The 26,103-nt window shown below is 70.6% G+C and carries 20 protein-coding genes and 2 pseudogenes; 12 read left to right on the top strand and 10 right to left on the bottom strand.

From position 1 onward, the window contains the following. Positions 1-82: 82 nt before the first annotated feature. A pseudogene (locus tag ACZ56E_RS03060) lies at positions 83-1,339 on the bottom strand (MFS transporter); the annotation flags it as partial. A 348-nt stretch (positions 1,340-1,687) separates the two neighbouring features. On the opposite strand from ACZ56E_RS03060, the gene ACZ56E_RS03065 reads away from it, so the two are divergent. Continuing rightward, positions 1,688-2,746, top strand: a complete 1,059-nt coding sequence (locus ACZ56E_RS03065) for an NHL domain-containing protein (RefSeq protein WP_471210341.1) — start codon at positions 1,688-1,690, stop codon at positions 2,744-2,746. Positions 2,747-2,977: 231 nt separating this feature from the next. On the opposite strand, the gene ACZ56E_RS03070 is transcribed toward ACZ56E_RS03065, so the two are convergent. Together ACZ56E_RS03070 and ACZ56E_RS03075 are read right to left on the bottom strand one after the other, a co-directional pair. After that, positions 2,978-3,502, bottom strand: coding sequence for a GNAT family N-acetyltransferase (locus ACZ56E_RS03070; protein WP_471210344.1), 525 nt, complete (start codon positions 3,500-3,502; stop codon positions 2,978-2,980). Beyond that, positions 3,499-4,749 carry a M20 metallopeptidase family protein gene (locus tag ACZ56E_RS03075; RefSeq protein ID WP_471210346.1) on the bottom strand — a complete coding sequence of 417 codons (1,251 nt, stop codon included), beginning with the start codon at positions 4,747-4,749 and terminating at the stop codon, positions 3,499-3,501. The genes ACZ56E_RS03070 and ACZ56E_RS03075 overlap by 4 nt, the downstream gene beginning before the upstream one ends. A 248-nt stretch (positions 4,750-4,997) precedes the next feature. Here ACZ56E_RS03075 and ACZ56E_RS03080 point away from each other — a divergent pair, with 248 nt between their 5' ends. Further along, a complete protein-coding gene (locus tag ACZ56E_RS03080) occupies positions 4,998-5,939 on the top strand; it encodes a polysaccharide deacetylase family protein (protein ID WP_471210348.1) in 942 nt (313 codons plus the stop codon). A 107-nt stretch (positions 5,940-6,046) separates the two neighbouring features. Here ACZ56E_RS03080 and ACZ56E_RS03085 read toward each other — a convergent pair whose 3' ends face one another. Next, positions 6,047-7,072 carry an HAD-IIA family hydrolase gene (locus tag ACZ56E_RS03085; RefSeq protein ID WP_471210351.1) on the bottom strand — a complete coding sequence of 342 codons (1,026 nt, stop codon included), beginning with the start codon at positions 7,070-7,072 and terminating at the stop codon, positions 6,047-6,049. 116 nt (positions 7,073-7,188) lie between these two features. On the opposite strand from ACZ56E_RS03085, the gene ACZ56E_RS03090 reads away from it, so the two are divergent. Next, the gene (locus ACZ56E_RS03090; RefSeq protein ID WP_471210353.1) at positions 7,189-8,130 is read left to right on the top strand and encodes a hypothetical protein; all 942 of its coding nucleotides are present in this window, start codon (positions 7,189-7,191) and stop codon (positions 8,128-8,130) included. Between the two features lie 92 nt (positions 8,131-8,222). Here the strand turns inward: ACZ56E_RS03090 and ACZ56E_RS03095 are convergent, their stop codons facing one another. Next, on the bottom strand, positions 8,223-9,182 hold the full coding sequence (locus ACZ56E_RS03095; protein WP_471210356.1) for a helix-turn-helix transcriptional regulator: 960 nt from the start codon (positions 9,180-9,182) through the stop codon (positions 8,223-8,225). Between the two features lie 62 nt (positions 9,183-9,244). On the opposite strand from ACZ56E_RS03095, the gene ACZ56E_RS03100 reads away from it, so the two are divergent. The 3 genes from ACZ56E_RS03100 (at position 9,245) to ACZ56E_RS03110 (ending at position 12,287) form a co-directional block, all read left to right on the top strand. Next, positions 9,245-10,774 carry an MFS transporter gene (locus tag ACZ56E_RS03100; RefSeq protein ID WP_471210358.1) on the top strand — a complete coding sequence of 510 codons (1,530 nt, stop codon included), beginning with the start codon at positions 9,245-9,247 and terminating at the stop codon, positions 10,772-10,774. 131 nt (positions 10,775-10,905) lie between these two features. Further along, complete coding sequence (locus ACZ56E_RS03105; protein WP_471210360.1) at positions 10,906-11,310, top strand: VOC family protein; 405 nt, start codon at positions 10,906-10,908, stop codon at positions 11,308-11,310. A 32-nt stretch (positions 11,311-11,342) separates the two neighbouring features. After that, complete coding sequence (locus ACZ56E_RS03110) at positions 11,343-12,287, top strand: Gfo/Idh/MocA family protein (protein ID WP_471210363.1); 945 nt, start codon at positions 11,343-11,345, stop codon at positions 12,285-12,287. On the opposite strand, the gene ACZ56E_RS03115 is transcribed toward ACZ56E_RS03110, so the two are convergent. Next, positions 12,271-13,077 (bottom strand): alpha/beta fold hydrolase, encoded by an 807-nt coding sequence (locus tag ACZ56E_RS03115; RefSeq protein WP_471210366.1) that lies wholly within the window; start codon positions 13,075-13,077, stop codon positions 12,271-12,273. The two genes, ACZ56E_RS03110 and ACZ56E_RS03115, sit on opposite strands and share 17 nt — an antisense overlap. Before the next feature lie 139 nt (positions 13,078-13,216). On the opposite strand from ACZ56E_RS03115, the gene ACZ56E_RS03120 reads away from it, so the two are divergent. From ACZ56E_RS03120 to xdhC, 5 genes are all read left to right on the top strand, one after another. Next, the gene (locus ACZ56E_RS03120) at positions 13,217-13,825 is read left to right on the top strand and encodes a TetR/AcrR family transcriptional regulator (RefSeq protein ID WP_471210369.1); all 609 of its coding nucleotides are present in this window, start codon (positions 13,217-13,219) and stop codon (positions 13,823-13,825) included. Positions 13,826-13,880: 55 nt separating this feature from the next. Next, positions 13,881-14,255 carry a VOC family protein gene (locus tag ACZ56E_RS03125; protein ID WP_471210372.1) on the top strand — a complete coding sequence of 125 codons (375 nt, stop codon included), beginning with the start codon at positions 13,881-13,883 and terminating at the stop codon, positions 14,253-14,255. 428 nt (positions 14,256-14,683) lie between these two features. Then, positions 14,684-16,180, top strand: a complete 1,497-nt coding sequence (locus tag ACZ56E_RS03130) for a xanthine dehydrogenase small subunit (RefSeq protein ID WP_471210374.1) — start codon at positions 14,684-14,686, stop codon at positions 16,178-16,180. Beyond that, a complete protein-coding gene (gene xdhB / locus ACZ56E_RS03135; RefSeq protein WP_471210377.1) occupies positions 16,177-18,612 on the top strand; it encodes a xanthine dehydrogenase molybdopterin binding subunit in 2,436 nt (811 codons plus the stop codon). The genes ACZ56E_RS03130 and xdhB overlap by 4 nt, the downstream gene beginning before the upstream one ends. Position 18,613: 1 nt before the next feature. Further along, a complete protein-coding gene (xdhC, locus tag ACZ56E_RS03140) occupies positions 18,614-19,435 on the top strand; it encodes a xanthine dehydrogenase accessory protein XdhC (RefSeq protein WP_471210380.1) in 822 nt (273 codons plus the stop codon). 39 nt (positions 19,436-19,474) lie between these two features. On the opposite strand, the gene ACZ56E_RS03145 is transcribed toward xdhC, so the two are convergent. The 4 genes from ACZ56E_RS03145 to ACZ56E_RS03160 form a co-directional block, all read right to left on the bottom strand. Beyond that, positions 19,475-20,683, bottom strand: coding sequence for a PucR-like N-terminal domain-containing protein (locus tag ACZ56E_RS03145; protein WP_468606639.1), 1,209 nt, complete (start codon positions 20,681-20,683; stop codon positions 19,475-19,477). Between the two features lie 240 nt (positions 20,684-20,923). Continuing rightward, complete coding sequence (locus ACZ56E_RS03150) at positions 20,924-21,874, bottom strand: hypothetical protein (protein ID WP_471211519.1); 951 nt, start codon at positions 21,872-21,874, stop codon at positions 20,924-20,926. 71 nt (positions 21,875-21,945) lie between these two features. Further along, entirely contained in the window at positions 21,946-23,559 is a 1,614-nt protein-coding gene (locus tag ACZ56E_RS03155; RefSeq protein ID WP_471210384.1) for a DUF6801 domain-containing protein, read from the bottom strand. A 191-nt stretch (positions 23,560-23,750) separates the two neighbouring features. Beyond that, positions 23,751-24,383, bottom strand: coding sequence for a hypothetical protein (locus ACZ56E_RS03160; protein ID WP_471210387.1), 633 nt, complete (start codon positions 24,381-24,383; stop codon positions 23,751-23,753). 478 nt (positions 24,384-24,861) lie between these two features. Between ACZ56E_RS03160 and ACZ56E_RS03165 the strand changes: the two are divergent. Continuing rightward, positions 24,862-25,842 (top strand): annotated as a pseudogene (locus ACZ56E_RS03165) (ABC transporter ATP-binding protein); the annotation flags it as partial. Between the last annotated feature and the right edge of the window lie 261 nt (positions 25,843-26,103).

Below are 26,103 nucleotides of genomic sequence, written 5' to 3' on the forward strand. Positions count from 1 at the left end.
CCACTGCGGGGCATGGCGACAGGCAACGCCGTGGACCGTGCGGTCGGCTCCTGGGCACGCGTGGCGCGGCGTCGTGCCCCGCCGACTGCGGCGGCACCGGTGCGGCACCGGGCGCGGGGAGCGCGCCTGTGCGGTGCAGCCAGGCGACCGCCGTCGCCGAGACCAGCCCCATCGCCAGACAGCACAACCACGGCAGCGCGGTCAGGCCGGTGTGTCTGCCGAGGTCCAGGGTCCAGCCCACGAGCGCGTTGCCTCCGGCGGCGGCAACCCCGGAGAAGACGTAGAAGATGCCGAAATACGTACCGGTCAGCCGGGCCGGGCCGAATCGCGGCACGAGTTCCATCGCCAGGGGATGCACGATCATGATGCCGAAATACACCAACAGTGCTCCGGCGATCACCGGGCAGGCGTTCAGGACCGCCGCACCCCAGACGTCCGGCGCGCCGAATCCGCACACCAGGAGCGGTGGCACGAAACCGAAGGCCGTCAGGGCGATGCCGCGAGCGATCCACACCGGGCCGCCGCCGCGTCGTCCCAGCGCCCGGGTGACACGCAGTTGCCAGACCATGTTGGCCAGCGCCCCGATCACCAGCACCGCGCTTGCCGCCTCCTGGCGTCCGGTCGCCTGGCGGGCCCCCTCGGGCAGCAGCAGATACACCTGATTCTCCAAGGTGGTCATGCCTGCCATGGCCACGGCGAACGCGACGAAGGCCCGGTTGCTCAGGACCTCCCGCCAGTCCTTGCGGACCGTGGTGCTGCAACGGGGAGCCTTGCGGGCGGGCAGGGCGCACATCTGGGCCAGGCACAGGACGGCGAACACGCCGGACGCGACGAGGGCGCAGATGCGGAAGTCGACCAGGAGCAGCACGCTGCCCAGGGCAAGACCCAGCAGCGAGCCACCGGTCGCGAAGACGTTGAGCAGCGCGAAAGCCTCGGCTCTGCGGTGCCCGGCCTCCTGGGCGAGGAAGGTCCGCACCGCCGGGTAGAACAGTGCGCCGGCCAGCCCGCTCAGCGCCGAGGCGGCGAGCAGGAGCGGCAGGGTGGATCCGACCGCGAACAGGGCGAACCCCAAGGTGCGCAGCATGCAGCCGAAGATGATGACACCGCGAGGGCCGAGCCGGTCGGCCGCGGAACCGCCGAGCACGAACAGCCCCTGCTGACTGAGGTTCCGTACCCCGAGAATCAGCCCGACCATGGCAGCCGAAAGCCCCAGATCGTGGCCGAGATACGTCACGAGAAAAGGGATGAGGAGGTAGAACCCGACGTCCACCCCGAATTGATTGACGAGCAGTAGCCGTACCGCGAGCGGAAAGCTGCGGTAGGCGCGGAGAGTTTTCATGCCGGTCCCAGGGATTGCCCGCGAACGAGTGGTACTGGCGAGAGCGGGGGGGCATATCTTCTGGGGCATCATCAACGGTCCCTGAGCCGGTCACTGCACGATTTCCTCAATTCTAACGACAGCCTCTCGGCTGCACCAGGGCACCTCTTTTTCCATACCGAGGGGTGAAAATCGGACCGTGGGAGTCGCATGACCGGTGACCGAAAAGCACCTGAACCTGATCGGGGGCTCTCTACCCATGTCCCCGAATGGTCTCTACGGTGATTCGACGATCTGCAATACCGCTTGATGCACTCCGCTTGCTGTACTCCGCGGAATTGCGTTCCCACCCTTGGCCAGGAGGCGGGCATGACGGGCAGCACACGTACGGGCACGGGGGCCGGGCACCTCGCGGACCGTGTCATTCTCACCGTCGCCGGCACCGGCGAGGCCGGCTCACGAGGAGACGGCGGGCCGGCCGGCCGGGCGGCACTGAACCAGCCCCGGGCCCTGACGGTCGACGCGTCGGGTGCTCTGTATGTCGCCGAGTGGAAGGGGCACCGGGTCCGGCGGATCGCGCCTGACGGTTCCATCACCACTGTCGCGGGAACCGGGGAGCCGGGATACGGCGGCGACGGGGGCCCGGCCGTCCGAGCGGCACTCAACGAGCCGGGGGGCCTGGTCTGTGACGCCGCGGGACATCTGTACGTCGCCGATTACTGGAACCACCGGGTCCGGCGGATCGCGCCGGACGGTTCCATCACCACCGTCGCGGGAACCGGGGAACCCGGATACGGCGGCGACGGAGGCCCGGCCACCCGGGCGACGCTCAACGAGCCCAGAGGGCTGGCCCTGGACGGCGCGGGCACTCTCTATGTCGCCGAGTGGAAGGGGCACAGGGTCCGTGCCATCAGCGCCGACGGCCGTATCGCCACCGTCGCGGGCACGGGAGCGCCGGGCTCCGGGCCGGACGGCGTGCCGGGCGCCGACAGCGACCTGCACCACCCCATAGATCTCGTCACGGATGCCGCGGGCTGCTTGTACATCGCCGACTGCTGGTCCCACCGGGTGCGCGTGGTGTCGCCCGACGGACTGATCACGACCGTGGCGGGAACCGGGAAGCCCGGCTACGACAGCGGTGGCCTCCGGGCCGCCGACAGCCCGATCAACCAGCCGCGGGGCGTCGACATGGACGGCGAGGGCAACCTCTACGTGGCCGACTCCCTCAACGAGTGCGTCCGCGTCGTCCTGCCCGACGGGACCATCGAGACGGTGGCCGGCGGCCCTCCCGGTGAGGACCGCGAGAGCGGCCCGGCCGTCGGAGTGCTGCTGCGCTATCCGCGGGCCGTGCGCGTGACCCGGGACGGTGACCTCGTCATCGCCGAGACCGACCGCCATCGGGTCCGCAAAGTCACCGCTTCCGTCTGACACCACGGCCGGCCGGTCGCGATACGAATGCCTCATGAGACGGCTCCTTATGGTGGAGCGCACCGCGGCTGCCGGCCGGAGGCCAACCCTCCGGATTCCCGGCGGCAAATTGCGGCCGCGAGCAAGCCTTGCTCCATCCAGTCTGTCTCCCGTTACTCCGTCAACTCGTCGATGAATCAGTACGGGTTAACAAGTGGGACAGTACGAAGAGTGCGTCGTCGGCTTGCGTTGTCAGCTGTCGCGGCTCAGGCCGACGGCGATCCCTGTGGGCCGTTGGAACAGCGCGCCGGAATTGCGGTGCGGCAGGTCGACGATGCGCAGCAGCTCGAACCCCTGGTTCAGGTAGTAGCGGTGCAGCAGGCGGTTGGTCTTCCACGCCTCCAGCCTGAGCCAGGGCTTCTCACCCAGCGCTGCCCGACGCCCCGCCCAGTCCAGCAGCTGTGCGCCCACCGACTGACCGGCGGCCGCTCTGCTCACCACCAGGTCATGGACGTACAGAGCCGCATCCGGGTCGTCGTCCGCCCACCATTCGGGATCGCCGTGCCGCTCGACGGTCACCGTCCCCACCAGTCGGCCGTCACGGAAGGCGAGATGACAGTCACCGGCGCCGACGGCTGCTTCCATGCGCCAACGCCGGGGCGGGTACTGCCACTGGTCGCTCCCCTTGGCGGCGAGCCAGTGGCTGGCCTCCAGCCAAAGGGCTTCCACGCGGTCCAGTTCGTCGGAGCGTGCAGGACGGATCCGCAGGTCGGTCATGACGCACGCTCGCCGCGTGCGTCGGTACCGGCGTCCAGTGCGTCGGTACCGGCGTCCAGACGGTGCAGCGCCACGGCCGCGTGACAGGCGATCCCAGCCGCGAGGGTGTCTTCGTCGATGTCTGCCCGTGCGGAGTGCAGGGCGGGAGCGCGCTCGGGCTCGATGCCGGGCGGACACGCCCCCAGAAAGGCGAGGGCACCCGGTACCGCGTCCAGGACGTAGGAGAAGTCCTCCGCGGTCATCGCGGGCGCGGGCAGCGTGTTGACGTGCTCGGAGCCGAGCACATCCGCCGCCGTGCGCAGCACGAAGTCGGTGAACGCCGGATCGTTGCGGGTCACCGGATACCCCGCTGCGAACGACACCTCCGCCGTCGCCCCATGAGCCGCGGCCACGCCCGTGGCGACCCGAGTGATCGTTTCGTGCACTTGGGCGCGTGTCTGCTGCGACAAGGTGCGCACGGTCCCGGTGAGGCCGACCGTCTCCGGGATGATGCCCGGCAGCGAGCCCGCGGTGAGGGAGCTCACCGTGACGACGGCCGGGTCGGCCACGCTGACCGTCCTGGTCACCGCCGTCTGCAGGGCGAGGACGACTTCACACGCCACGGGCACGGGATCGCACGCCGTGTGCGGCGATGACGCGTGACCTCCCCGGCCGCGGACGACGATGTGCAGCTTGTCGGAGGCGGCCATCTGCGGTCCTGGGCGCAGCCACAGGGTGCCGCTCGGCAGTCCCGGCATCACGTGCAGGGCAAACGCGGCGCCCACCTCGCGGCCGTCGCCGTCGAGCAGCCCCTCGTCGATCATGTGGCGGGCGCCGTGGTGGCCCTCCTCGCCGGGCTGGAACATGAACACCACGCGGCCAGCGAGCTGGTCGCGCCGCGCGGCGAGCAACTGGGCCGCGCCGACCAGCATGGCCGTGTGGGCGTCGTGCCCGCAGGCGTGCATGGCACCGGGGACCCGTGAGGCGAACTCGAGGCCGGTGTCCTCGGACAGGGGCAGGGCGTCCATGTCCGCGCGCAGCAGGACCACCGGACCGTCTCGTCGGCCGTCGAGCGTCGCTGTCACCGAGGACAGCTGCCGGCCGGTGCGGAGGTCCAGGCCCAGGCCGTCCAGCTGCTCCAGGACACGCTGCTGGGTCTTCGGCAGGTGCAGGCCGGTCTCCGGCCAGGCGTGCAGGGAGCGGCGCAGTGCCACGGCGGCGGGCAGGAACCGCCGGGCTTCGCCCAGGATCACGTCACCGCGGCGCATGAGTGACTCTCCTCCCCGGGGGCCGCAGCCCGCCGAAGCCTGTGGGGTCGACGCGACAACAGTAGGGAAATCGGGCGGGCGCCGGGCAGATGGCCTCTGCGTCGAGGCGCGCGTTTCGGTCAGGGCGATGCCGCGTGGCGTTGTCCTGTTCGTGCTCCTGTACGAGGTACAGGGCGCTGTCATGCTCGTCGTGGCACGCCCATGGGGTGGTTCACCCGTCCGGGCGGCGGAGGGAGCGAGGGACGGCCATGACCGAGTCGGGCGCAGACACCGGGAAGGCACCACGGGCCCCCTGGCAGTGGCGGGAGGAGGAATGGCGCCGGCACGTCGAGCGGGTGCGCGCGGGGCGCAGCCTCAAACCGGCCCGGTGGCCGCACGGCGCGAGAGCCGCCGTGGCGTTCTCCTTCGACCCCGACCACGAGACGATCCCGCTGCGGGACGGAGAGGTGATGCCGGGGAAGCTGTCCCAGGGCGAGTACGGGGCCCGGGTGGGCGTGCCGCGCATTCTCCGACTGCTCGAACGGCACGCCCTGCCCGCGACGTTCTTCATGCCGGCCGTGAGCGCCCTCCTCCGCCCGGAGGAGGCCAGGGGCTACGTGGAAAGCGGTCACGAGGTCGCCATCCACGGCTGGATCCACGAACGCAACATGGAACTCGGCCGCCAGGACGAGCGGGAGCTGGCCTTCCGCTGCGCGGAGGTTCTCGAACGGCTCACCGGGCAGCGGCCCGTGGGTATCCGCACGCCGTCCTGGGACTTCAGCGAGCACACGCTGGACATCACCCTCGAACTCGGCCTGTCGTACGACTCCTCCCTGATGGCCGACGACGATCCGTACGAGATCGTGTCCTACGGGAAGCCGACGGGGCTGGTGGAGATCCCACCCGAGTGGATCCGGGACGACGCCGTCTACTTCAACATGGACCGCTACAGCGCCGTACGCCCGTACACGATGCCGCGCCATGTGCTGGAGCTGTGGCAGGACGAGTTCGACGCCGCCTACGCCGAGGGCGGGCTGTTCGAGATCACCATGCACCCGCACGTCATCGGCCACCGGTCGCGGGCTGTCGTACTGGAGCAGTTGCTGGAGCACGTCTGCGGGCGCGAGGACGTCTGGTACGCGACGCATGCTCAGGTCGCCGACCATGTGCGGCGGGAGGCGGCGCTCGGCGACGGCTCGCCTGCCGCGTGACGGGCCTGCGTACTGGGGTGCCCTCCCGGACGTACTGGAGTCCCCTACCGGGCGTACTGGAGTGCCCTCCCAGACGTACTGACGTCACATCCCGCGCTTAACTGGGGTCACACCCGGGCGCATTCGGCCAGCGTCGCCAAGGCCGTTGCCGTCGAAGGGGGTTCGGGCGCCGACCATGCCGCCCAGCACGCCGCCCACAAGGCGTCCGTGGAATCTCCCCGCCCCGTCAGCACCAGTTCGCGGTCGCGCACGCCACACCGCCAGCCACCACACCGATAGCCTCCGGCGTCCTCCTCGACGCGGCGTGCGGGAGCCAGCAGGCCGCGCAGATCCGCCGCCACATGAGTGGGGCGCCGGTGTTCCGGGGCGGTGAGCAGTTCCTGCGGAGTGGTGGCACCGGTGAGCACCACGAGGCTGTCGAACCCCGCTGCCCGCGCGCCCTCCACGTCGGTGTCCAGCCGATCGCCGACCATGAGGGGGCGCCGGGCACCCGTCCGGTCCGCGCCCTCCCGCAGCAGCGCGGCGGACGGTTTGCCCGCCACCACGGGGACGGCGCCGGTGGCGGCCCGCACCACGCCGGCGAGAGCGCCGTTGCCCGGTGCCGTGCCGCGGTGCGTGGGCGCGTTCGGGTCGGCGTTGGTGACGATCCAGGGCACTCCGCGTCCCACGGCGTAGGCCGCCTCGGCCAGTTCGCGCCAGCTGACGGTCGGCGCGAAGCCCTGGACGACGCAGTCGGGGTCGTCGTCGGCCGAACGGACCGGCTCCAGGCCGTGCGCCCGCAGCGCGGCGAGCAGTCCCTCGCCCCCGATGGCCAGGACCCGGGCGACGGGTGGGCGCAGCTCCGCGGCCAGGCGGGCGGCGGCCTGGGCCGACGTGACCACATCGTCCTCAGCCGCCGGCAGGCCGAGCCGACGGAGGTGTTCGCCCACCGCGCGGGGCGTTCTGTAGGCGTTGTTCGTGACGTAGACCAGGCGCATGCCGAGCGCCTCGGCGCGGACGAGCGAGTGGGCGGCGTGTTCCACCGCGTGCGGCCCTACGTAGACGACACCGTCGAGGTCGAGGAGCGCGGCGTCGTATGCCTGGGCCAGTACGAGGGGGAGGGGTGGGTCGTCCACGGCGGAGTGCCCGGTCATCGCACCGTCCCGGGTCAGTCGGAGGCCAGACCATCATGACAACGGCGGACAGCGTGCACAATGTGTGCGCGAGGAGAGCGCCTTGACCTCAAGTGCTCAAGTGAAGGGACAGGGGTGTGCGCGCACGGGGCATCAACTACGACACAGGGTTCCTTCCAGGGGAAGAACTCTCCCGCAAGAGCTTCACCCCTGAGACGGTCCGGCACGACATGGCGGTGATCTCCCGGGATCTCCACTGTGACGCCGTCCGTATCTCGGGACGGGAGCCCGAACGGTTGAGCATCGCTGCAAAGCACGCTGCGGACGCGGGCCTTGAGGTCTGGTTCGCCCCCTTTCCCGTGGACCTGCCCCGCGACCGGTTGCTCCCGTTCTTCGCCGACTGCGCCGCTCGGGCCGAAGCCGTACGGGGGGCCGGCGCCGATGTGGTGTTCGTCGCCGGATGCGAGATCAGCGCGTTCTGCGGCGGGTTCATTCCGGGCGACACCTACGGCGACCGTTTGCGGGCCATGGCGGCCGCGGACATGGAGTGGTGGTCCTCCCTCGGACCGGTGCAGGAACGCCTCAACGACTTCCTCCCGCAGATCGCCGCGACCGTCCGTACGCACTTCGGCGGGCAGGTCACCTATGCCTCGGCTCCCTGGGAGTTCGTCGACTGGGGTGTGTTCGACCTTGTGGGCATCGATGCCTACCGGGCCGCCTACAACGCCGACAGCTTCCGGGAGGAACTGCGCGGGCACCTCGCCCACGGCAAGCCCGTCGCGGTGACCGAGTACGGAACCTGTGCCTACCGGGGCGCGGGAGAACGGGGCGGCATGGCCTGGCAGGTGCCCGACGGCGCGGTCCCGGACGAGGACGAGCAGGCGCGCTACCTCACCGAACTGCTGGACATCTTCGAGGAGGAAGGCGTGGACACCGCGCTCTGGTTCACCTTCGCCGGTTACAGCAGGCCCGGTCGGCAGGACCTCGGCTCCTACGGCGTCGTCCGGATGCTGGACGAGAGGCGCTGGGAACCGAAGAAGGTGTTCCACACGATGGCAGCCAGGTACCGGCGCGGCTGACGGACCGGGGGCGCAGCTGACGTACCAGCTGGTGCAGCTGACATACCAGCTAGTGCAGCTGACGTACCAGCTGGTGCAGGGTCGCCTGCGGCTCATCCGGTGGCGTCCAAGGCGCGGCGCGCGGCAGTGCGCAGGTGTCTGCGGACGGCGTCGTCGGCGTCCAGGGTGTAGTCGGCGTCGAGGCCGGCGAGGAGCTGGGCGATGCCGGGGAGGTGGTCGCCGGAGCAGTCCACCGTGCAGGCGTCGGGGCCGGCCGGCTGGATGCGGGTGGCGAGGGCCCAGGTGCGGCGGCGGACTGCGTCGGCGGGTTCCCGGACCGTGGCGACAGCCCGGTGGCGCACGGGTGCGGCAGCGATCTTTCCGGCCACGTACGCGGCTGGGTCGTGGCCGGGCACGAGCCGGGGGGTGAAGTGGTGGCGGGTCGGGGTCAGGTCGGTGATGCGGTCGAGGCGGTAGATGCGCCAGTCGTCGCGGGCGTGGTCGTGGGCGAGGAGGTACCACAGGCCGCCGGAGGCGACGAGGTGGTGCGGGTCGGCGCGGCGGTCCGCACTGTCGCCGGTGCGGGTGGTGTAGGCGAAGGTGACGGTCTCCTGGTCGCGGCAGGCCGCTGCCAGCGCGGTCAGGGTCGCCGGGTCGGTTCGCGGTCCCCGGCGCTCCCACTCGATGGTGGCGGTCGACTGCTGCAGGGCGGCCACCTGGGTCCGGAGGCGGGCGGGGAGGACCTGTTCGAGTTTGGCGAGGGCGCGCAGGGTGGTCTCCTCCATGCCGGTGAGGTGCCCGGCGGCGGTGCGCAGGGCGACGGCGGTGGCGGTGGCTTCGTCGTCGTCGAGGATCAGGGGCGGCATGGCGGCGCCGGAGGCCAGACGGTAGCCGCCGGCATGGCCGGTGGTGCCCTCGACGGGGTAGCCGAGGTCGCGCAGGCGCTCGATGTCGCGGCGGACGGTGCGGCCGGTGACGCCGAGCCGCTCGGCGAGCTCGGTGCCGGACCACTCGCGGCGCGTCTGCAGCAGGGACAGCAGGCGGAGCATCCGGGCGGGAAGGTCGGTCGTCATGTTTTCCAGGATGCCGCGCTCTGAGGACGTGAGGTGTCCTAAAGGCCTCTTAGCGTGGGTGCATGCCCGAGAACAAAACCTCCCGAACCATGACGAGCCAGGCGTCCTCGCACCGGTGGGCCGCGCTGGTCGTCGTGCTGGTCGCCTCCTTCATGGACGCGGTCGACGTCACCGTGGTGCACATCGCTCTGCCCGACATCCAGGCCGAGACCGGCGCGTCCACGGCACAGCTTCAGTGGATCACCGGTGGGTACGCGCTGGCGTTCGCGCTCGGGCTGATCACCGGCGGCCGGCTGGGTGATCTGTTCGGCCGCAAGAAGATCTTCCTGCTGGGCGTCGTCGGCTTCACGCTCACCTCGCTGGTGTGCGGTGTCGCAGGGAATCCGGAGATCCTGCTGGCCGGGCGTGTCGCGCAGGGCGCCATGGCCGCGCTGATGGTGCCGCAGGTGCTGTCGATCATCCACGTCACCTTCCCCGAGCATGAGCGGGGCAAGGTGTTCGGGATCTACGGCGCGGTCATGGCCCTCGGCACGCTCGCCGGGCCCCTGGTCGGTGCGCTGCTGGTCGAGGGTGACCTGTTCGGGCTCGGCTGGCGGCCGATCTTCCTGGTCAACCTGCCGCTGGGCGTCGCAGGACTGATCGCCGGAGCCCTGGTGATCAGCGAGTCGAAGGCCGAGCGGGCGGCCCGTCCGGACCTGGTGGGCGTGGTCCTTGCCACGGCCGGTCTGCTGGCGCTGGTCCTGCCGCTCACGCAGGGACGTGAGCTGGGCTGGCCTGCCTGGACGTACGGGTCGATGGCCGCCTCCGTGCCCGTCCTGGCAGCGTTCGTGGCCTGGGAACGACGTCTCGCGCGGCGTGGCGGATCGCCGCTGGTGGTGCTGTCGCTGTTCTCCCGGCGCAGCTTCTCCGGCGGACAGGGCGTGCAGCTGCTGTTCGGTCTGGCCTCGGGCGTCTTCTTCCTGGCCTGGACGCTGTACCTCCAGCTGGGTCTTGGCTTCTCGCCGCTGAAGGCCGGGCTGTCGGGAATGCCGCTGTCCGCGGCCATGATGGCCGGGGCCGGACTGTCGATGCAGGTACTGGTGCCGCACTTCGGCCGTCGGGTGCTGCAGGGCGGCGGACTGCTGGCCGCCGCGGGCATGGTGCTGTTCATCGGTCTGGCCGGTCATTACGGCACCGACATCGCCCTGTGGCAGACCATGATGCCGCTGATCCCGATGGGCCTGGGCATGGGATTGATCATCGCCCCGCTGACCGACGTCATCCTCTCCGAGGTGCCCCACGAGCACGCGGGCTCCGCCTCCGGCCTGACCAACACCACGATGCAGCTCGGCCAGGCCGTCGGCGTGGCTCTGTCCTCGGTCGTCTTCTTCGACCGGCTCGGACCCGGCAGCCCCACCGCACAGGCGGAGCAGATGCCGCACGCCTTCGCCGGCTCCCTGTGGTACGTGGCCGCCGCCTTCCTGGCCGCGTTCGCCGTCCTGTTCGCCCTGCCTCGCAGGGTCGGCACGACGCCACCACGGCCCACCGACAAGGCCACCCCGGAGCAAGAGCAGGGAGCCGAGCCGGTTCTGACCGGCCGACAGTCCGGCTGACAGACCGGCCCTGCCGCCTCACTCCTACGGCCCGCCCCACGGGCCACCCGCATCGCGGCGGGAAAGGCTCGCACCACGGCCCGTCAACCCGCACACACGTAGCCGCAGCACCGAAGTAAGGAACCCCCACCATGAGCACCACATCCTCCACCGACGCCCTCAACGGTTCGGTGATCTCGTACGCGATCTGGGCCGACGACGGGCGTCGGCTCGCCGAGTTCTACGCCGCCGCGCTGGGCAGCGAGGTCGGCGCTCCCTACCCCGACGAGCAAGGCAACGAGGTCGCCTTCCCCGTCACCGTCGGCAACGCGATGTATGTCTTCTGGACCTCCAGCTCCTTCACCGCACCCGCCTGGCCCCAGCAGGAGCTGCCCTTCCACATGGACCTGTCGTTCCCCGATGTGGCCGCCGCCGAAGAGCGGCTGCTGGAACTCGGCGCGCACAAGCCCGAGTTCCAGCCCGGCGGCGAGCACTGGACGGTCCTCCTGGACCCCTCCGGCCAGCCGCTGTGCATCAGCCAGGCCCAGCCCTCCTGACCCCACTCTCTTTGCCTTCGAAAGGAAGACTCATGAAGATCGCACTGCTGGGAACCAACTTCGGCCAGGCGCACGCCGCGGTGTACGCGGCCCGCGACGACGTGGACGTGGTGATGTTCGGCCGCGACGCGGACAAGACCGCCCAGGTGGCCGGCCAGTTCGGCTTCACCGCCGCCACCGACCTGGATGCCGCCTTCGCCGACGACTCCTTCGACCTGGTCGACCTCTGCCTGCCCATCGCGCTGCACACCCCGATGGCGCTGCGCGCCCTGGAGGCAGGCAAGCACGTGCTGACCGAACTGCCCATGGCCGGTTCCCTGGAGGAGGGCCGCAGGCTCGTGACCGCCGCCGAGGGGAGCGACCGGCACGTGTTCGTGGACATGTTCGAGCGGTTCATCCCCGCCAACCAGGTTCTCGAGGACGCCGTACGAAACGGTACGTACGGGCGGCTGGAGGAACTGACCTGCTGGGCGGCGATGGCGCCGCTGTGGCCCGGCGCGAGTCTGGGAGCGAAGGTGCTGCCGATGGAGGCCATGCACAGCGACCTCGACCTGATCACCCGCACCCTCGGCATGCCCGGCCAGGTCCACGTCACCTCGGTCGAACGGAACGCGGACGCCGGCGCGGTCGAGGCGGTCATGGCCTTCGACGGGGCGATAGCCCGCAGCTCGGTCTCCTCACTGCGGCCGATGCCGTGGGGCGGCCGCGGCGGCTACACCGCCGCCTTCACCGACGGCGTCCTCGAGTCGGTCTCCACCATGGGATACGACGGCAAACCCACCACCAGCCTGACCGCCTACACCGGCGAAGGCGCCCGCGAGGTGGAACTGCCCCCGGCCGACCAGTACACCGCGATGATCGAACACGTCCTGGCAGTCCTGCGCGGCGAGGCGGACAACCGGATCACCCCGGCCAGTGCCCTGGACGCCCTGCGCCTGACCCTCCGCATCGACCAGCAGGTCAACTCCGTTCACTGACGGCGGTGAAGAAGCCGGTCAGGGCGGGGGCGAGAACTTCCGGGGCGATGGAGTGCTCTTCGCCGGGGAAGACGTGGAGGGCGAAGTTGTCCGCCAGTGCGGCGAGTTCCCGGGCACCGGTGAGCATGTGCGGTGCGCCCGCGTCGCCGCTGCCGACGAACACAGGCACCTGCACGGACTGCCAGCGGTCGGCGGGCAGCGGTCGCCCTGACATGGTGTCGCCCATGACCCGACCGTCGTAGGGCAGGGTGCGCGCGGCGGCTTCCATGCCGGCCCAGAAAGGGGCCTGCCTCATACCCGCGACGGCCTCGGCGGGCATGCCCACGGCCGCGGTCATGAAGTAGGCGGCCGCATCGCCGTACGCCCCCTGCCGCACGAGCTCCTCCAGATGAGCGACATAGTCGGCGGGCAGCGGAGGCCGGCTGGAGTCGGTGACGAACGGCGGCTCGTACAGGGCGAGACGCGTCACGGCGCTGCCACGGGCCACGGCCTCCAGCGCCAGAACGGCACCGGAGGACATACCGAAGACCATCGCCTCCCCGCCCACCCGCTCGATCAGCGCGTCCAGGTCCTCGACCTCGCGCTGTACGTCGTAGACCGGGCTGTCCCCGCTGTCGCCGCGGCCCCGGCGGTCATAGGTGACCACGGTGAAGTGCTCGGCCAACAGGGCGGCGAGGGCGGCGGAATCACCGCGCGCCATGAAAGCACCGCCCACCAGCACCACCGCGGGGCCCGAGCCCTGCTGCTCGTACGCGATGGCCGTGCCGTCGGCGGAGAACACCTTGTGCATGGGAAACCACTCCACATCTCTCTACGCGGTGCGTAGGACCCCCCACGCCCGGAACTGGACCGTACAGTACCCACATGGGTACTGGTCAGTCCAGTACTCTCCTGTGAGGGCAATGAGACGGATGGAGAAGGAGTCGACGATGGACAGCCGTTCAGCGCGGAAGCACGAGGCGATCCTGGAGGCTGCGACCAGCGTCTTCCTGGACAAGGGGTACTCGGGGACGAGCATGGACGACATCGCAAAGCTGGCCGCGGTGTCCAAGCAAACCGTCTACAAGCACTTCTCCGACAAGGAAAAGCTGTTCGCCGAGATCGTTCTGGCCACCACCGACCGACTCGACACCACGATCGACCTGCTGGCGGACCTTCCGACCGACGACGCCAACCTGGAAGAGAACCTGACCCGGCTCGCCCGTCAGTTCCTGACCGCCCTCACCGACCCCCGAGTGATCCAGCTGCGGCGCCTGATCATCGCCAACGCCGATGCCTTCCCCGAGCTGGGAACCGAGTGGTACGAGCGGGGTTTCGAACGAGGACTCGCCACGCTGGCAGCCACCTTCCAGCGCCTGGCCGACCAGGGGCTGCTCCGCATCGACGACCCGCTCCTGGCCGCGAACCACTTCTCCGGCCTGCTGTTGTGGATCCCGGTGAACCAGGCCATGTTCACCGGCCGGCCCCGGCACACCGACGCCGACCTCGACCACTACGCCGCCGCCGGCGCCCGCGTCTTCCTCGCCGCGTACCGCTGACCACCACACCGCAATCGCCGGAGTGTCGCCGGTCGGCCGCGGGCAAGGTGGGAGCATGACGACGACACTTGGTGCCTTTGTTCTCGGTACTCCGGATCCGCCCGCCCTTGCCGACTTCTACCGGGCCCTGCTGGGCTGGGGCGAAGTGGATCGCCAGCCGGAATGGGTCCGCCTGCGCGATCCGGAGCGCGAACGGCCCGGCCTCAGCTTCCAGTTGGAGACCGACCACACGTCCCCGGTCTGGCCGCAACGCCCGGGCACACAGCAGATGCAGGCCCACTTGGACCTCCAAGTCGACGATCTGGAGGCGGAGACGGAGCGGGCCCTCGCTCTGGGCGCGACGCTGGAGGAGCACCAGCCGCAGAAGGACGTACGGGTGCTGCGGGATCCGCACGGTCATCTGTTCTGCCTCTTCCTGCCGGGGGCATGACCCGGGTAGCCGGTTTCAGGTCCAATGCCGTGGCGCGGGGGACCGCGCCACGCTCGGTTTCCTCATGGTTTCGCGGTCGGCCCTTGACCTGCGGCGACGCAGCCACTACGTTCCGAAGCCACTGATCCGTGGTTTCGGAAGGAGGCGACCAGCAGATGTACACCAGCTCTGACCTCGGTCGTCTCGCCCAGTGCACCGCCTGGGTTCCGGGCCGGATCGCGCACGGCTGCTGAGTACGCCGTCCTGATGTGCCCCTCCGCGGCACTCTCCGGGTTTCCCTTCACCCCCTTCCGGCACGTCGCTGTCCCGTGCCCTGCTGCGCCCGCCGTTCCGGTGAGGCGTGTCTGAACACAGAAAGCTGCCTGAAATTGGCGAACATGAATGTGACCGATCACGCGCCGGAACGGACACCTGAGACACCTGCACCGATGCCGGGTACGACCGGGGCGCGGATGACGGTGAACGGGACAGAGACACCGATCTCACCGTGCGCGCCCCACACCACGGCGTTGGACTTCCTCCGCGAGCGCGGCCTCACCGGGACCAAGGAGGGCTGCGCGGAGGGCGAGTGCGGTGCCTGTTCCGTCATGGTGGCCCGTCCCGGAGTGCACAAGCCCACCGACTGGGTGGCGGTCAACGCCTGCCTGGTGCCGGCCGCGGCGCTCGACGGCCAGGAGATCATCACCTCCGAAGGACTCGCGACGGCGGCCGGTGCGCCCGGCGCCGCGCCCTCCCTGCACCCCGTACAGGAGGAGATGGCGGTCCGCGGCGGCTCCCAGTGCGGCTACTGCACGCCGGGATTCGTCTGCAGCATGGCTGCGGAGTACTACCGCCCTGGGCGTTGCGAGCACGCCACCGCCACCGACACTGCTACGGAGGTGGCCCCGCACGCCGACGCCGAGCACGGGCCGAACGGCTTCGACCTGCACGCCCTCAGCGGAAATCTGTGCCGTTGCACCGGCTACCGCCCCATCCGTGACGCCGCGTTCGCCGTCGGCGCGCCCACCGGTGACGACCCGCTGGCCCGGCGCCGCGAGCTGCCTCCGCCCGCGCCGGTCGCCACTGAATACGCCCTCGGCGACGCGGTGTTCCTGCGTAAGAACACTCTTGCCGAGACCCTGAGGGTGTTGCGTGAGCGGCCCGACGCCGTCGTGGTCGCCGGCTCCACCGACTGGGGTGTCGAGGTCAACATCCGCTCCCGGCGCGCTGATTGCGTCATCGCCGTCGACCGGCTGCCCGAACTGCGGGAGCTGCGCGTCGAGTCCGGCCACATCGAGATCGGCGCGGCCCTGACGCTCACGGAGATCGAGCGCCGCCTGGATGGCGACGTCCCGCTGCTCGCCGACCTCTTCCCGCAGTTCGCCTCCCGGCTCATCCGCAACGGCGCGACCCTCGGCGGAAATTTGGGTACCGGCTCGCCCATCGGTGACAGCGCGCCGGTCCTGCTCGCGCTCGACGCGTCGTTGGTGCTCGCCGACGCCGACGGCGAGCGCGTGGTCCCGCTGGCGGACTACTTCACCGGCTACCGGCAGAGCGTGCGCCGTCCGGGGGAGCTGATCCGCGCGGTGCGCGTCCCGCTGCCGCTGGCACCCGTCACGGCCTTCCACAAGATCGCCAAGCGGCGTTTCGACGACATCTCCAGTGTCGCGGTCGCCTTCGCGCTGGACATGGAGGATGGGGTCGTACGCAAGGCACGTATCGGTCTGGGCGGCGTGGCCGCCACGCCGATCCGCTCCCTGGCCACCGAGGCCGCCCTGGAGGGCAAGCCGTGGTCGGCGCGGACCGTGGAGGCCGCGGCCCGGGTGCTGCGCGGCGAGGGCACGCCGATGAGCGATCACCGCGCCAGCGCCCTCTACCGTTCCGCGATGCTCGGCCAGAGCCTGCTCAAGCTGCACGCACAGACCACCGAGGCGGTGTCGTCATGAGTCAACTGTCCCAGCGTCCCGAGAAGCCCGTCGTCGGGATCTCGATGCCGCACGAGAGCGCCGTCCAGCACGTCACCGGCGCCGCGCTCTACACCGACGACCTGGTTCAGCGCACCAAGGACGTACTGCACGCCTACCCCGTCCAGGTCATGAAGGCCCGCGGCAGGATCACCGCGCTGCGCACCGCGCCCGCGCTCGCCGTACCCGGCGTGGTCCGCGTGCTGACCGGTGCCGACGTGCCCGGCGTCAACGACGCGGGCATGAAGCACGACGAGCCGCTCTTCCCCGACGAAGTCATGTTCCACGGCCACGCGGTCGCCTGGGTGCTCGGCGAGACCCTGGAAGCGGCCCGGCTCGGCGCGGCGGCCGTCGAGGTGGACCTGGAGGAACTGCCCTCCCTGGTCACGCTCCAGGAGGCGATCGAGGCCGGCAGCTATCACGGGGCCCGGCCCCTGATGGAGACCGGCGACATCGACGCGGGCTTCGCCGACTCCGCGCACGTACTCAGCGGAGAGTTCCAGTTCGCCGGACAGGAGCACTTCTACCTGGAGACGCACGCGGCGCTGGCCCAGATCGACGAGAACGGTCAGGTGTTCATCCAGAGCAGCACCCAGCACCCGTCCGAGACGCAGGAGATCGTCTCGCACGTGCTCGGCGTGCCCGCGCACGAAGTGACCGTGCAGTGCCTGCGGATGGGCGGTGGCTTCGGCGGCAAGGAGATGCAGCCGCACGGGTTCGCCGCCGTCGCGGCGCTCGGCGCCAAGCTCACCGGCCGTCCGGTCCGCTTCCGGCTCAACCGGACCCAGGACCTGACCATGTCCGGGAAACGGCACGGATTCCACGCCACGTGGAAGGTCGGCTTCGACGCGGAGGGACGTATCCAGGCGCTGGACGCCACCCTCGTCGCCGACGGCGGCTGGAGCCTCGACCTGTCAGAGCCCGTCCTCGCCCGCGCGCTGTGCCACATCGACAACACCTACTGGATCCCCAACGCGCGCGTCGCGGGACGCATCGCCAGGACCAACACCGTCTCCAACACCGCCTTCCGCGGCTTCGGCGGCCCCCAGGGCATGCTCGTGATCGAGGACATCCTGGGCCGCTGCGCGCCGAAGCTCGGGCTTGACCCCATGGTGCTGCGGGAACGCAACTTCTACCGGCCTGGCCAGGGCCAGACGACGCCGTACGGACAGCCCGTCACGCAGGCCGAGCGGATCTCCGCGGTCTGGCGGCAGGTGCAGGACAGCGCCGGTGTCGCCGACCGCCGACGCGAGATCGACGCGTTCAACACCGCGCACCCGCACACCAAGCGGGCGCTGGCCGTCACCGGCATCAAGTTCGGCATCTCGTTCAACCTCACCGCCTTCAACCAGGGCGGCGCCCTGGTGCTGATCTACAAGGACGGCTCGGTCCTGATCAACCACGGCGGCACCGAGATGGGCCAGGGCCTGCACACCAAGATGATGCAGGTGGCCGCGACCACCCTGGGCATCCCGCTGCACAAGGTGCGCCTCGCCCCGACCCGCACCGACAAGGTGCCCAACACCTCCGCCACCGCCGCGAGCGCGGGCACCGACCTCAACGGCGGAGCGATCAAGAACGCCTGTGAGCAGCTGCGCGAGCGGCTGTTGCAGGTGGCCGCCACCCAGCTGGGCACGAACGCCTCGGACGTACGCATCGTCGAGGGCGTCGCACGAGCCCTGGGCAGCGACAAGGAGGTGGCCTGGGACGACCTGGTGCGCACCGCCTACTTCCAGCGGGTCCAGCTGTCGGCGGCGGGCTTCTACCGGACCGAGGGCCTGCACTGGGACGCGAAGACGTTCCGTGGCTCGCCGTTCAAGTACTTCGCCCACGGGGCCGCCGCCACCGAGGTGGAGGTCGACGGCTTCACCGGCGCCTACCGCATCCGGCGCGTGGACATCGTGCACGACGTCGGCGACAGCCTCTCGCCGATGATCGACATCGGTCAGGTGGAGGGCGGCTTCGTGCAGGGCGCGGGCTGGCTGACGCTGGAGGACCTGCGCTGGGACACCGGTGACGGCCCGCACCGCGGCCGGCTCCTGACCCAGGCGGCGAGCACCTACAAGCTGCCGAGCTTCTCGGAGATGCCCGAGGAGTTCAACGTGACGCTCCTCGAACACGCCACCGAGGAGGGCGCGGTCTACGGCTCCAAGGCGGTGGGCGAGCCGCCGCTGATGCTGGCGTTCTCGGTGCGCGAGGCGCTGCGCCAGGCCGCCGCCGCGTTCGGGCCGGACGGAGTCAGCGTCGAACTGGCCTCGCCCGCGACACCGGAGGCCGTGTTCTGGGCGATCGAGGCGGCGCGCGGCGCGGCGGCTGCCACCTCGAACGGTCACGCATCCGAGGTCCCGGTCGGCGCCGGGACCGCCGACGGCCGGGACCGGGCGGCCGAAGCCGCAGCGCTGAACGGTGCCTGACATGACGTGGATCGCCGCGGTCGCGCGGTTGCGGGCACGCCGGGAGCCCGGCGTGCTGGTCACCGTCGCGACCGTGCGCGGCCACGCCCCGCGCGGCGCGGGCGCGAAACTCGTCGTGGCGCGCGGCGAGACCTGGGGCTCGATCGGCGGCGGCAATGTCGAGGCCGTCGCGATCGACCGGGCCCGGGAGATGCTCGCCGCGGCCACGGCGGAGCCGGAGCTGATGGACTTCGCCCTGAACGACAAGGTGACCAACCGGCACGGCGTGCAGTGCTGCGGCGGCACGGTATCCGTCCTGCTCGAACCCCTGCCGGTGGTACGGGCGGTGGCCGTCTTCGGCATGGGGCACGTCGGCCTCGAACTCGCGCGCATCCTGGCCCGCCAGGACCTCGACCTCCACCTGGTCGACAGCCGCGCGGACATGCTCGCGCCGAAGCGGCTCGACGCCCTGGCGGACGCGGTGGCGCAGATACACGTACACCACACGCCGCTGCTGCCCGAGGAGGTCCTTGAAACCCTGCCGCACGGCACCCACGTCCTGATCATGACCCATGACCACGCAGAGGACGCGGCTCTGTGCGACGCGGCCCTGCGCACCACCCACCTCGGCTCCATCGGCCTGATCGGCTCGGCGGCCAAGTGGGCGCGCTTCCGCAAACGCCTCTCCACCGAGGGCGGCCACGACGACGCCACCATCGACAGGATCAAGACCCCGATAGGGCTGGCGGACATCACCGGCAAGGAACCCGCGACGATCGCCGTGAGCGTCGCCGCGGATCTCCTGCGCACCTTCGAGTGCGCACCCTTGAGTGTGCACCCCTGAGTGCGCACGGTGACCGAGCTCGCTGAGGCTGAGTGAGGGTTACGTCCCCGTGCCGCGGGCCAGCAGGTGCAGGGCCCGCAGTGAGGCCTCCATGGCGAAGCGGTGGTCGGGGTCGGCCAGGCGATCGCCCAGGAGGACATCGAGGTTGCGCAGGCGGTAGCGGACGGTCTGGGCATGCACGCCCAGCATTTCACCGACCTGCTCCGCCGGCGCCCGCGTGGAGACGTGCACGCGCAGCGTTTCGACGAGCCGGTCGCGGCGGTTGGCCGGCAGGCGGTCGATCGGGTTCAGCTCCCGGGCCGCGAGATGGGTCACGAGCGCCGCGTCCGACAACAGCCACAGCGTCACCAGGTGGTCCTCGCAGCGGACCATGGGCGTGTCGGCCACCACGCCGTCGTCGATCAGCTGGAGCACACGGCGTGCCCAGCGGATGGAGTCGGCCGCCTGGGCCAGCGGCACGGTCAGCCCCACCACGGCGTGCGCCCCCTCCAGCGCCGCGTCGAGCATCGCGAGGCGCTCCGAGGTGAGGGGGCCGGGAATCAGGAGGTGCGGCTGCGGGATGTCCAGGTCGAAGAGGACGTCGTCGGCCAGCCCCGCCTCCAGGTGCTCGGGGACCGGCGGGCGCAGGGCGACCATGGTGACGTCGGCGGGCGGGTCCCAGGCGGCGGCCTCGCAGAGCCCGGGGAGGGACTGGGGCAGCGGAGGGGCGGCGAGGATGAGGTGGAGCAGTCGTCTGCGCCGCGCCGGAACCTCCGAGAAGGCCCGCGACTGCACCTCGGCGTACCCCTCGCGGGAGATCTGCTCCAGTTCGTCGACATAGGCGAACAGGGCGTCGGCGAAGGCGAGGATCAGCGCGGGCGAGAGCCGGTACTGCTGACCGACGGCCTTGGCGCGGCGCAGCGCGATGCGGGCGCCGAGCCGGTACGCCCCCTGGAGGGTGTCCAGTTCGCGGCCCTCGTAGGCTTCCACGCGGCCGAACTTGCGCAGCAGTTCGTCACGGAGCACGACGTTCTTGCCGGGGTCGGCGACGCGGTCGACGAAGGCGTGCAGGGCCTGTTCGAGGCCCTGGCGGATGGGTTCGGCATTGGGGCCGTTGAGCAGCCGCCCGTACACGGGATAGGCCCGGGTGACCTCGGCGCCGATCTCCTTCATGAGGCCGGGTAACTCCGGCCTCATGAAGGCGGCGAACTCCTTGGGGAGGGGTTCCAGCGGTTCACCGACTTCCGGCGGTCGCGTGGTTGAAGGCATGAGTGCCGTCCCTAGCTCTTCGGTGCCCACGGTGCGCCGGCCGTGTGCTTCGGATCTTCACAGGAGAGGCACACGGCCGGACTTGAGGTGATGCGCGTTCGGGCTGTTGAAGTTAAATCAAGTTCGGTGGGACGTACACAGTCTGTGCACATTTACGTGTGGTGAGGCGGGGGATGGCTGCCGGGACGGCTGAGAATCGCCGCCGCGCGGCCATTAGTCGACGGATGAGGGCCGCTCCCGTCAGTCGACGGCGGAGTGCCAGTTCTGTGCGAGGCGCTTGCCCGCGTCGGGGGCGAAGGTGCCCGGGGCGTTCAGACCGGCGAGGTGGGTCCGGGTGCTGTTGAGCGTCAGGTCGTTCTTCCCGGCCGCGGAGGGCAGCCCCGTCTTGGCGTTGACCGCCGCGTCGATCAGACCGAGCAGGCCGAGACCGCAGCCGCTGGCGCCGGGCACGGCGAAGGTGCTGTCGTTCTGTGTCGCCCCGGTGAGGTTGACGCGGCTCATCTCGCCGTCGTCGGCGGCCGTGCCGTCACCGTGGAAGAACGACATGCCGAACTCGGGGAACTGCAGGTTCTTCGGGCGCAGGACGATGGGTTTGGCGGCGGTGCCGATGTAGCACTTCTTGCCGAGGAACGGGTTCTCCAGGTGGATGCGGACCGGTATGGCGACGATCGGCTTGTCGGTGAGGATGCCGGCGGTCTGGTCGAAGTCGTAGGGGGCCCCGACGGACTCCACCGTCGCCGTGATCTTGTTGAGGGAGCTGTCACTGAGCTGCTTGCAGATCTCCGTGATCGCGGGGATGTCGCTCGGGCACATCAGCCCCAGCAGTCCGCCGGGGACGGTCGCGGAGTCGGCGATCAGGGCACCGCCGGGCGGCGCCACCACGGAGCTGGTCCCGTCGGAGTTCTGGACGACCCCGATCTGGAGGTTCGTGCGGCCCGTGGGCACGGTGGTCTTGCCCAGCTTGATGGAGCCGTTCGGCGAGGTGGAGACCACGCACTGCGGGGTCTTGGCCAGGCCGTCGGCGGCCAGCATCGCCGGGGCGTCGACGGGGCAGCGGGTGAAGGGCGCCCACTCGCCGTTCGGCACGGCGGCGGTGGCCGCCGTGGCGGTGCCCATGGAGGCGAAGACGCCGAACGCGGTGCCGAGGGCGGTGGCGGTGGCGGCGACTCTGGCGCCGAGGGAGAACCGCATCATGTGGCCTTCCGGATCAGGAGGGGAGGGGAGGGGGAGAGGGGCTGGGGGCGTGTGGGGGAGGGAGAGGGTCATCGTTCGGCTACGGGGATCTTGCGGGGCTGGGCGTCCTCGGTGCACTCGGCGGGGTTGAGCTCATCGGCCGAGACGAAGCAGGTCTGTCCCTGGATCTGTTTGACGTGGTTGTCGGGGCCGGACACCGAGGCGGTGAGCAGGCGGTCGAGGTCCTCGCCGCCCGCGGTGCCGCAGCCCGTGAAGGCGGGGATGGTGACCTTGCCGGTCAACGGGCCGCCGGACAGCAGCAGATAGCCGGTGGCGGGCAGGCCGGTGGTCTGTTCGCCCCGGCCGTGCAGGACCACGTGGTCGCCGGGGTGCTTCGCCGGGTCCGGCTCCGGGGACACGAGGGACGTCTTGGTCCGGCACTTGGTTCCTACGTCCAGGGGTGTGCCGTTGACCTTCAGCGACGTCACCCGGAGCACGAGCGGTGCCCGGACGTGGGTGTCCGTGCTGGTGAACACGAAGTCGGTGGTGCCGTGCGAGTCGATGGTCATCGGACCCGTCTGCTCCAGCACCATCGTGGCCGTCGTCGGGGTGAAGTCGAAGGTCAGGAAGGTCGCTTCGAAGGGCGGGGTCTGCTTGCGCTGCCGGTGGTAGAGGTCGGCGGTGGAGTGCTGGGTGATGGTGGCGCCGCTGTAGTCGGGGAAGAACACGAACTGGGGCTCGCCCTGGGTGATGAGGGTGCAGAGCGGCGGGATCAGCGCGGCCCCGTCGAGCTTGTTCACGTTGGAGTAGCCGGTGATGTAGGCGTTCAGCGACATCGGCCCGGCCGGGTACTTGTCGTCGTACTTGCAGGTCGGCGCGGTCTGTTCGGCACGGCCTCCACTGCCACCGCCACCACCGCCCGGGCCCGGGCCCGGCTCGGCGATCTCCGGGGTGCGCCCGTCCTGCCGGCCCGCCGGGTCCTTGCCCGTCGGGTCGGGTGAGCCGGAGGCGGACGGTGTGCCGGAGGGCGATCCGCTCGGAGTGTCCGTGCCGTCTTCCTCGTCCGTGCCGACGCGGACGCCGACCAGTCGGCCTCCGTCCGGGGCGTCCTCGGCGAGAGTGCAGTCGACGGTCACCGAGGCGGGGTCGGTGGCTCCGCCGTCCGCGGTGGTCAGAGCCAGATCCAGGGCGAAGCCCCCGGCCGTCATGGTCAGTTCGCCCGCGCTCCGCCCGGTCACCGAGGGGACGTCGCCCGTCGCGGTCAGCGTCAGCGGTCCGGCCGAGGGCAGGGCCGTGGGCTCGGTACTGCCGCGCCAGGTCGCTTCGGCGGTGGCCTTGCCCTGAGCGACGTCCACGTCGAGCCGGGTCGCGGCCCGGACGCCGGCCGCGTCCAGCTTCACGAGGTCCGCCACCGCCGGCTCGGGCAGCTCGACCGTCGTGGTCACGTCCGCGGGTTCGATGGGCTCGCCGGCCGCCACCCGCTCGGGGAAGGCCGCCGAGATCCGTACCGTCGCGGAGTGCTTCCCGGAGGGGAACAGGCATACGTAGGGCAGTGCGGCGTCGACCTGCTGTTTGCCGGACGCCCCTGCTGCCCCGGAGGCCGCGGGCACCGTGGCGACCAGCACGGCGAACACGGCGATCGCCGCGGTCCGGGCGCGGCCGCGGGCCACCCGTGGGGCGGTGGTGGTACGGGGGGCTGTCATCAGTCGCTCCGCTCGGGTCATCGGCCGTTCCGCTCGGGTCGTTCGTCGCTCTGCGCGAGTGGTTCCTCGGGCCGGACGGCCGACGGCGGCCGCCGTGTGCGGGGGCCCGCACGCCCGGCCGGGGGGCCGGCCGGGCGGCGGCGAGCCGTGCTCTGCTCACGGGTTGGATCCGATTACGGGTTGGGTCCCGATTACGGGTTGGAGCCGACGATCGTCGGGATGGTGTTCGTGCCCGTGACCTTGACCGTGTACTTGCCCTTGAAGGTGGGCTTGGTGGAGGTGGTGACCACGGTGCCGCAGCCGGAGGCCGAGGTGACGGCCAAGTCGCCGCTGACGCTGGTGACCGCGAGGGTGCCGGTGGAGTTGGTGTACGTGCCGGTGGCCTTGCCCTGCACGGTGAACACGCAGGCGCCGGCGGTCACCTTCGCCTTGACGTTGCCGATGTGGCCGGAGGTCACGCCGGTCGAGGCGTTGTAGTCCTGGGCGACGACGGTCCAGGGAGTGGTCGCGATGGTCGTGACGTTGCCCAGGACGCTGGTGCAGGGCGAGGCGCTGGTGCCGAAGTTGATGGCGTTGATGGTGGCCACTGTCGCCGGGTTGCCGGTGGCGCTGGCCATCGTGCCGGAGGCGCTGGACGTCGTACAGGTCATCGGGATGTTGGCGGTCAGCACGATGTTGCCGCTGTTGACCGCCGTGAAGTTGGCCGGGGACGGGGTGACGGTCCAGACCGTGGAGGGGACGGCCGAGGCGGGGGCGACGGCCACGACGAAGGCGGCGGCGCCCGCGCCCGCCACGACGGCGATTCTTGTCAGAGATTTCTTCATGACGTGGGACTCCCTTGTGGATTGACCGGCAGAGGGGGCCGCGTCGTCCTCGTGGAGCGGAAGAACGAGCGGTCCGCGGCCCGGAGATCCTCGACCGCAAGCCACGACGCTACTCGCGGGAAACTTAGCCGAACAATGGCGCAGACCATGATTCTTTCGAGAAGTGGAAATGCCTGTTTCCCAGGTGAGTAGTCCGGCGTCCCGCTTAGTCATCCGCTGCTAAACGGGCCCCGCCGGGGCCCGGATTGCTCACCCGATGACAAGTGGAACGCGGAAGTTTGTCGCCGGCTGACAAAGAAGTGCGAGCCGGACTCAAAACTTAGGGAAAAACCGATCCCTCTCTTGCCCGCCCAGGTTACTCAGCCGTAGCGTGCCGGACACAGCGCTGACCCCCAGGTGGGCCCCACCCCGCACGGCAGCCGCACCCACACTCCGCATACAGACCGCACTGCCTGCCCTCACCCGCTTTGGAGGTGATATGGGAATCGAAGTGGTGGTCGAGGGCCTCACCAAATCCTTCGGCACGCAGAAGATCTGGCAGGACGTGAGCCTCACTCTGCCCGCCGGAGAGGTCAGCGTCATGCTCGGTCCTTCCGGTACCGGAAAGACCGTATTCCTCAAGTCGCTCATCGGACTGCTGAAGCCGGAGCGTGGCCGTGTCCTCATCGACGGCGTCGACATGGTGAACAGTCCCGAACGGCATATCTATGAGACCCGCAAGAAATTTGGGCTCATGTTCCAGGACGGCGCCCTTTTCGGCTCCATGTCCCTTTTCGACAACATCGCCTTTCCGCTGCGCGAGCACACCAGGAAGAAGGAGTCGGAGATCCGCCGCATCGTCATGGAGCGGATCGATGTCGTCGGGCTGCTGGGCGCCGAGGGGAAACTGCCGGGGGAGATCAGCGGGGGCATGCGCAAGCGGGCAGGGCTCGCCCGCGCGCTGGTGCTCGACCCGCAGATCATCCTGTGCGACGAACCCGACTCCGGGCTCGACCCCGTCCGCACCGCCTACCTCTCCCAGCTGCTGATCGACCTGAACGCGCAGATCGACGCGACGATGCTGATCGTCACCCACAACCTCGACATCGCGGCGACGGTGCCCGACAACATGGGCATGCTCTTCCGGCGTGAGCTGGTCACCTTCGGTCCGCGCGAGGTGCTCCTCACCAGTGAGGAACCGGTCGTGGCGCAGTTCCTGTCCGGCCGCCGCGAGGGGCCGATCGGGATGTCGGAGGAGAAGGACGCCGCGACGCTCGCCGCCGAGGCGGCGGGGTCCCGTGGCGCGGGCGCCGGCGGGCCGCGGGAGATCATCCCGCAGCTGGAGCCGTCCCCCGGGCTCCCGCCGCGCCGCGCGGTCACCCGCCGCCGGGAGCGGGTCCTGGGCATGCTCGACCGCCTACCGCCCGCGGCCCGCACCGCCATTGAACGCACGTACGCTGCCTTGCCTGCCGCCGACGGTACGTCCGCCGCCGCTGGCACACCCGCCACCCAGGCTGCACCCGCCACCCACGCTGCACCCGGCGCACCCGGCGCACCCGGCGCACCCGGCGCGCCCGGTAAACCCGGCGGCCCCGGCGCATCCGGCGCGCCCGCTACACCCGGCGGCCCCGGCGGCACAGGCACACCCAGTGCGCCCGTCGGTCCCGGCACACCCAGCGTTCCCGGCGTACCTGGCCCATCCGGAGGCCCCGGGACGCCCAGTGTCCCCGGCACATCCGGC

The organism is Streptomyces sp. NPDC039480 (assembly GCF_055597165.1).

What these genes read in the sequence shown, in the direction of transcription:
- ACZ56E_RS03125 (WP_471210372.1), top strand. Translation starts at nt 13,881, where the DNA reads ATGACGACGACACTTGGTGCCTTTGTTCTCGGTACTCCGGATCCGCCC.
- ACZ56E_RS03080 (WP_471210348.1), top strand. Translation starts at nt 4,998, where the DNA reads ATGACCGAGTCGGGCGCAGACACCGGGAAGGCACCACGGGCCCCCTGG.
- ACZ56E_RS03085 (WP_471210351.1), bottom strand. Translation starts at nt 7,072, where the DNA reads ATGACCGGGCACTCCGCCGTGGACGACCCACCCCTCCCCCTCGTACTG.
- ACZ56E_RS03075 (WP_471210346.1), bottom strand. Translation starts at nt 4,749, where the DNA reads ATGCGCCGCGGTGACGTGATCCTGGGCGAAGCCCGGCGGTTCCTGCCC.
- ACZ56E_RS03150 (WP_471211519.1), bottom strand. Translation starts at nt 21,874, where the DNA reads ATGCGGTTCTCCCTCGGCGCCAGAGTCGCCGCCACCGCCACCGCCCTC.
- ACZ56E_RS03160 (WP_471210387.1), bottom strand. Translation starts at nt 24,383, where the DNA reads ATGAAGAAATCTCTGACAAGAATCGCCGTCGTGGCGGGCGCGGGCGCC.
- ACZ56E_RS03110 (WP_471210363.1), top strand. Translation starts at nt 11,343, where the DNA reads ATGAAGATCGCACTGCTGGGAACCAACTTCGGCCAGGCGCACGCCGCG.
- ACZ56E_RS03100 (WP_471210358.1), top strand. Translation starts at nt 9,245, where the DNA reads ATGCCCGAGAACAAAACCTCCCGAACCATGACGAGCCAGGCGTCCTCG.
- ACZ56E_RS03065 (WP_471210341.1), top strand. Translation starts at nt 1,688, where the DNA reads ATGACGGGCAGCACACGTACGGGCACGGGGGCCGGGCACCTCGCGGAC.
- xdhB (WP_471210377.1), top strand. Translation starts at nt 16,177, where the DNA reads ATGAGTCAACTGTCCCAGCGTCCCGAGAAGCCCGTCGTCGGGATCTCG.
- ACZ56E_RS03130 (WP_471210374.1), top strand. Translation starts at nt 14,684, where the DNA reads ATGCCGGGTACGACCGGGGCGCGGATGACGGTGAACGGGACAGAGACA.
- ACZ56E_RS03145 (WP_468606639.1), bottom strand. Translation starts at nt 20,683, where the DNA reads ATGCCTTCAACCACGCGACCGCCGGAAGTCGGTGAACCGCTGGAACCC.
- ACZ56E_RS03105 (WP_471210360.1), top strand. Translation starts at nt 10,906, where the DNA reads ATGAGCACCACATCCTCCACCGACGCCCTCAACGGTTCGGTGATCTCG.
- ACZ56E_RS03120 (WP_471210369.1), top strand. Translation starts at nt 13,217, where the DNA reads ATGGACAGCCGTTCAGCGCGGAAGCACGAGGCGATCCTGGAGGCTGCG.
- ACZ56E_RS03070 (WP_471210344.1), bottom strand. Translation starts at nt 3,502, where the DNA reads ATGACCGACCTGCGGATCCGTCCTGCACGCTCCGACGAACTGGACCGC.
- ACZ56E_RS03155 (WP_471210384.1), bottom strand. Translation starts at nt 23,559, where the DNA reads ATGACAGCCCCCCGTACCACCACCGCCCCACGGGTGGCCCGCGGCCGC.
- ACZ56E_RS03095 (WP_471210356.1), bottom strand. Translation starts at nt 9,182, where the DNA reads ATGACGACCGACCTTCCCGCCCGGATGCTCCGCCTGCTGTCCCTGCTG.
- xdhC (WP_471210380.1), top strand. Translation starts at nt 18,614, where the DNA reads ATGACGTGGATCGCCGCGGTCGCGCGGTTGCGGGCACGCCGGGAGCCC.
- ACZ56E_RS03115 (WP_471210366.1), bottom strand. Translation starts at nt 13,077, where the DNA reads ATGCACAAGGTGTTCTCCGCCGACGGCACGGCCATCGCGTACGAGCAG.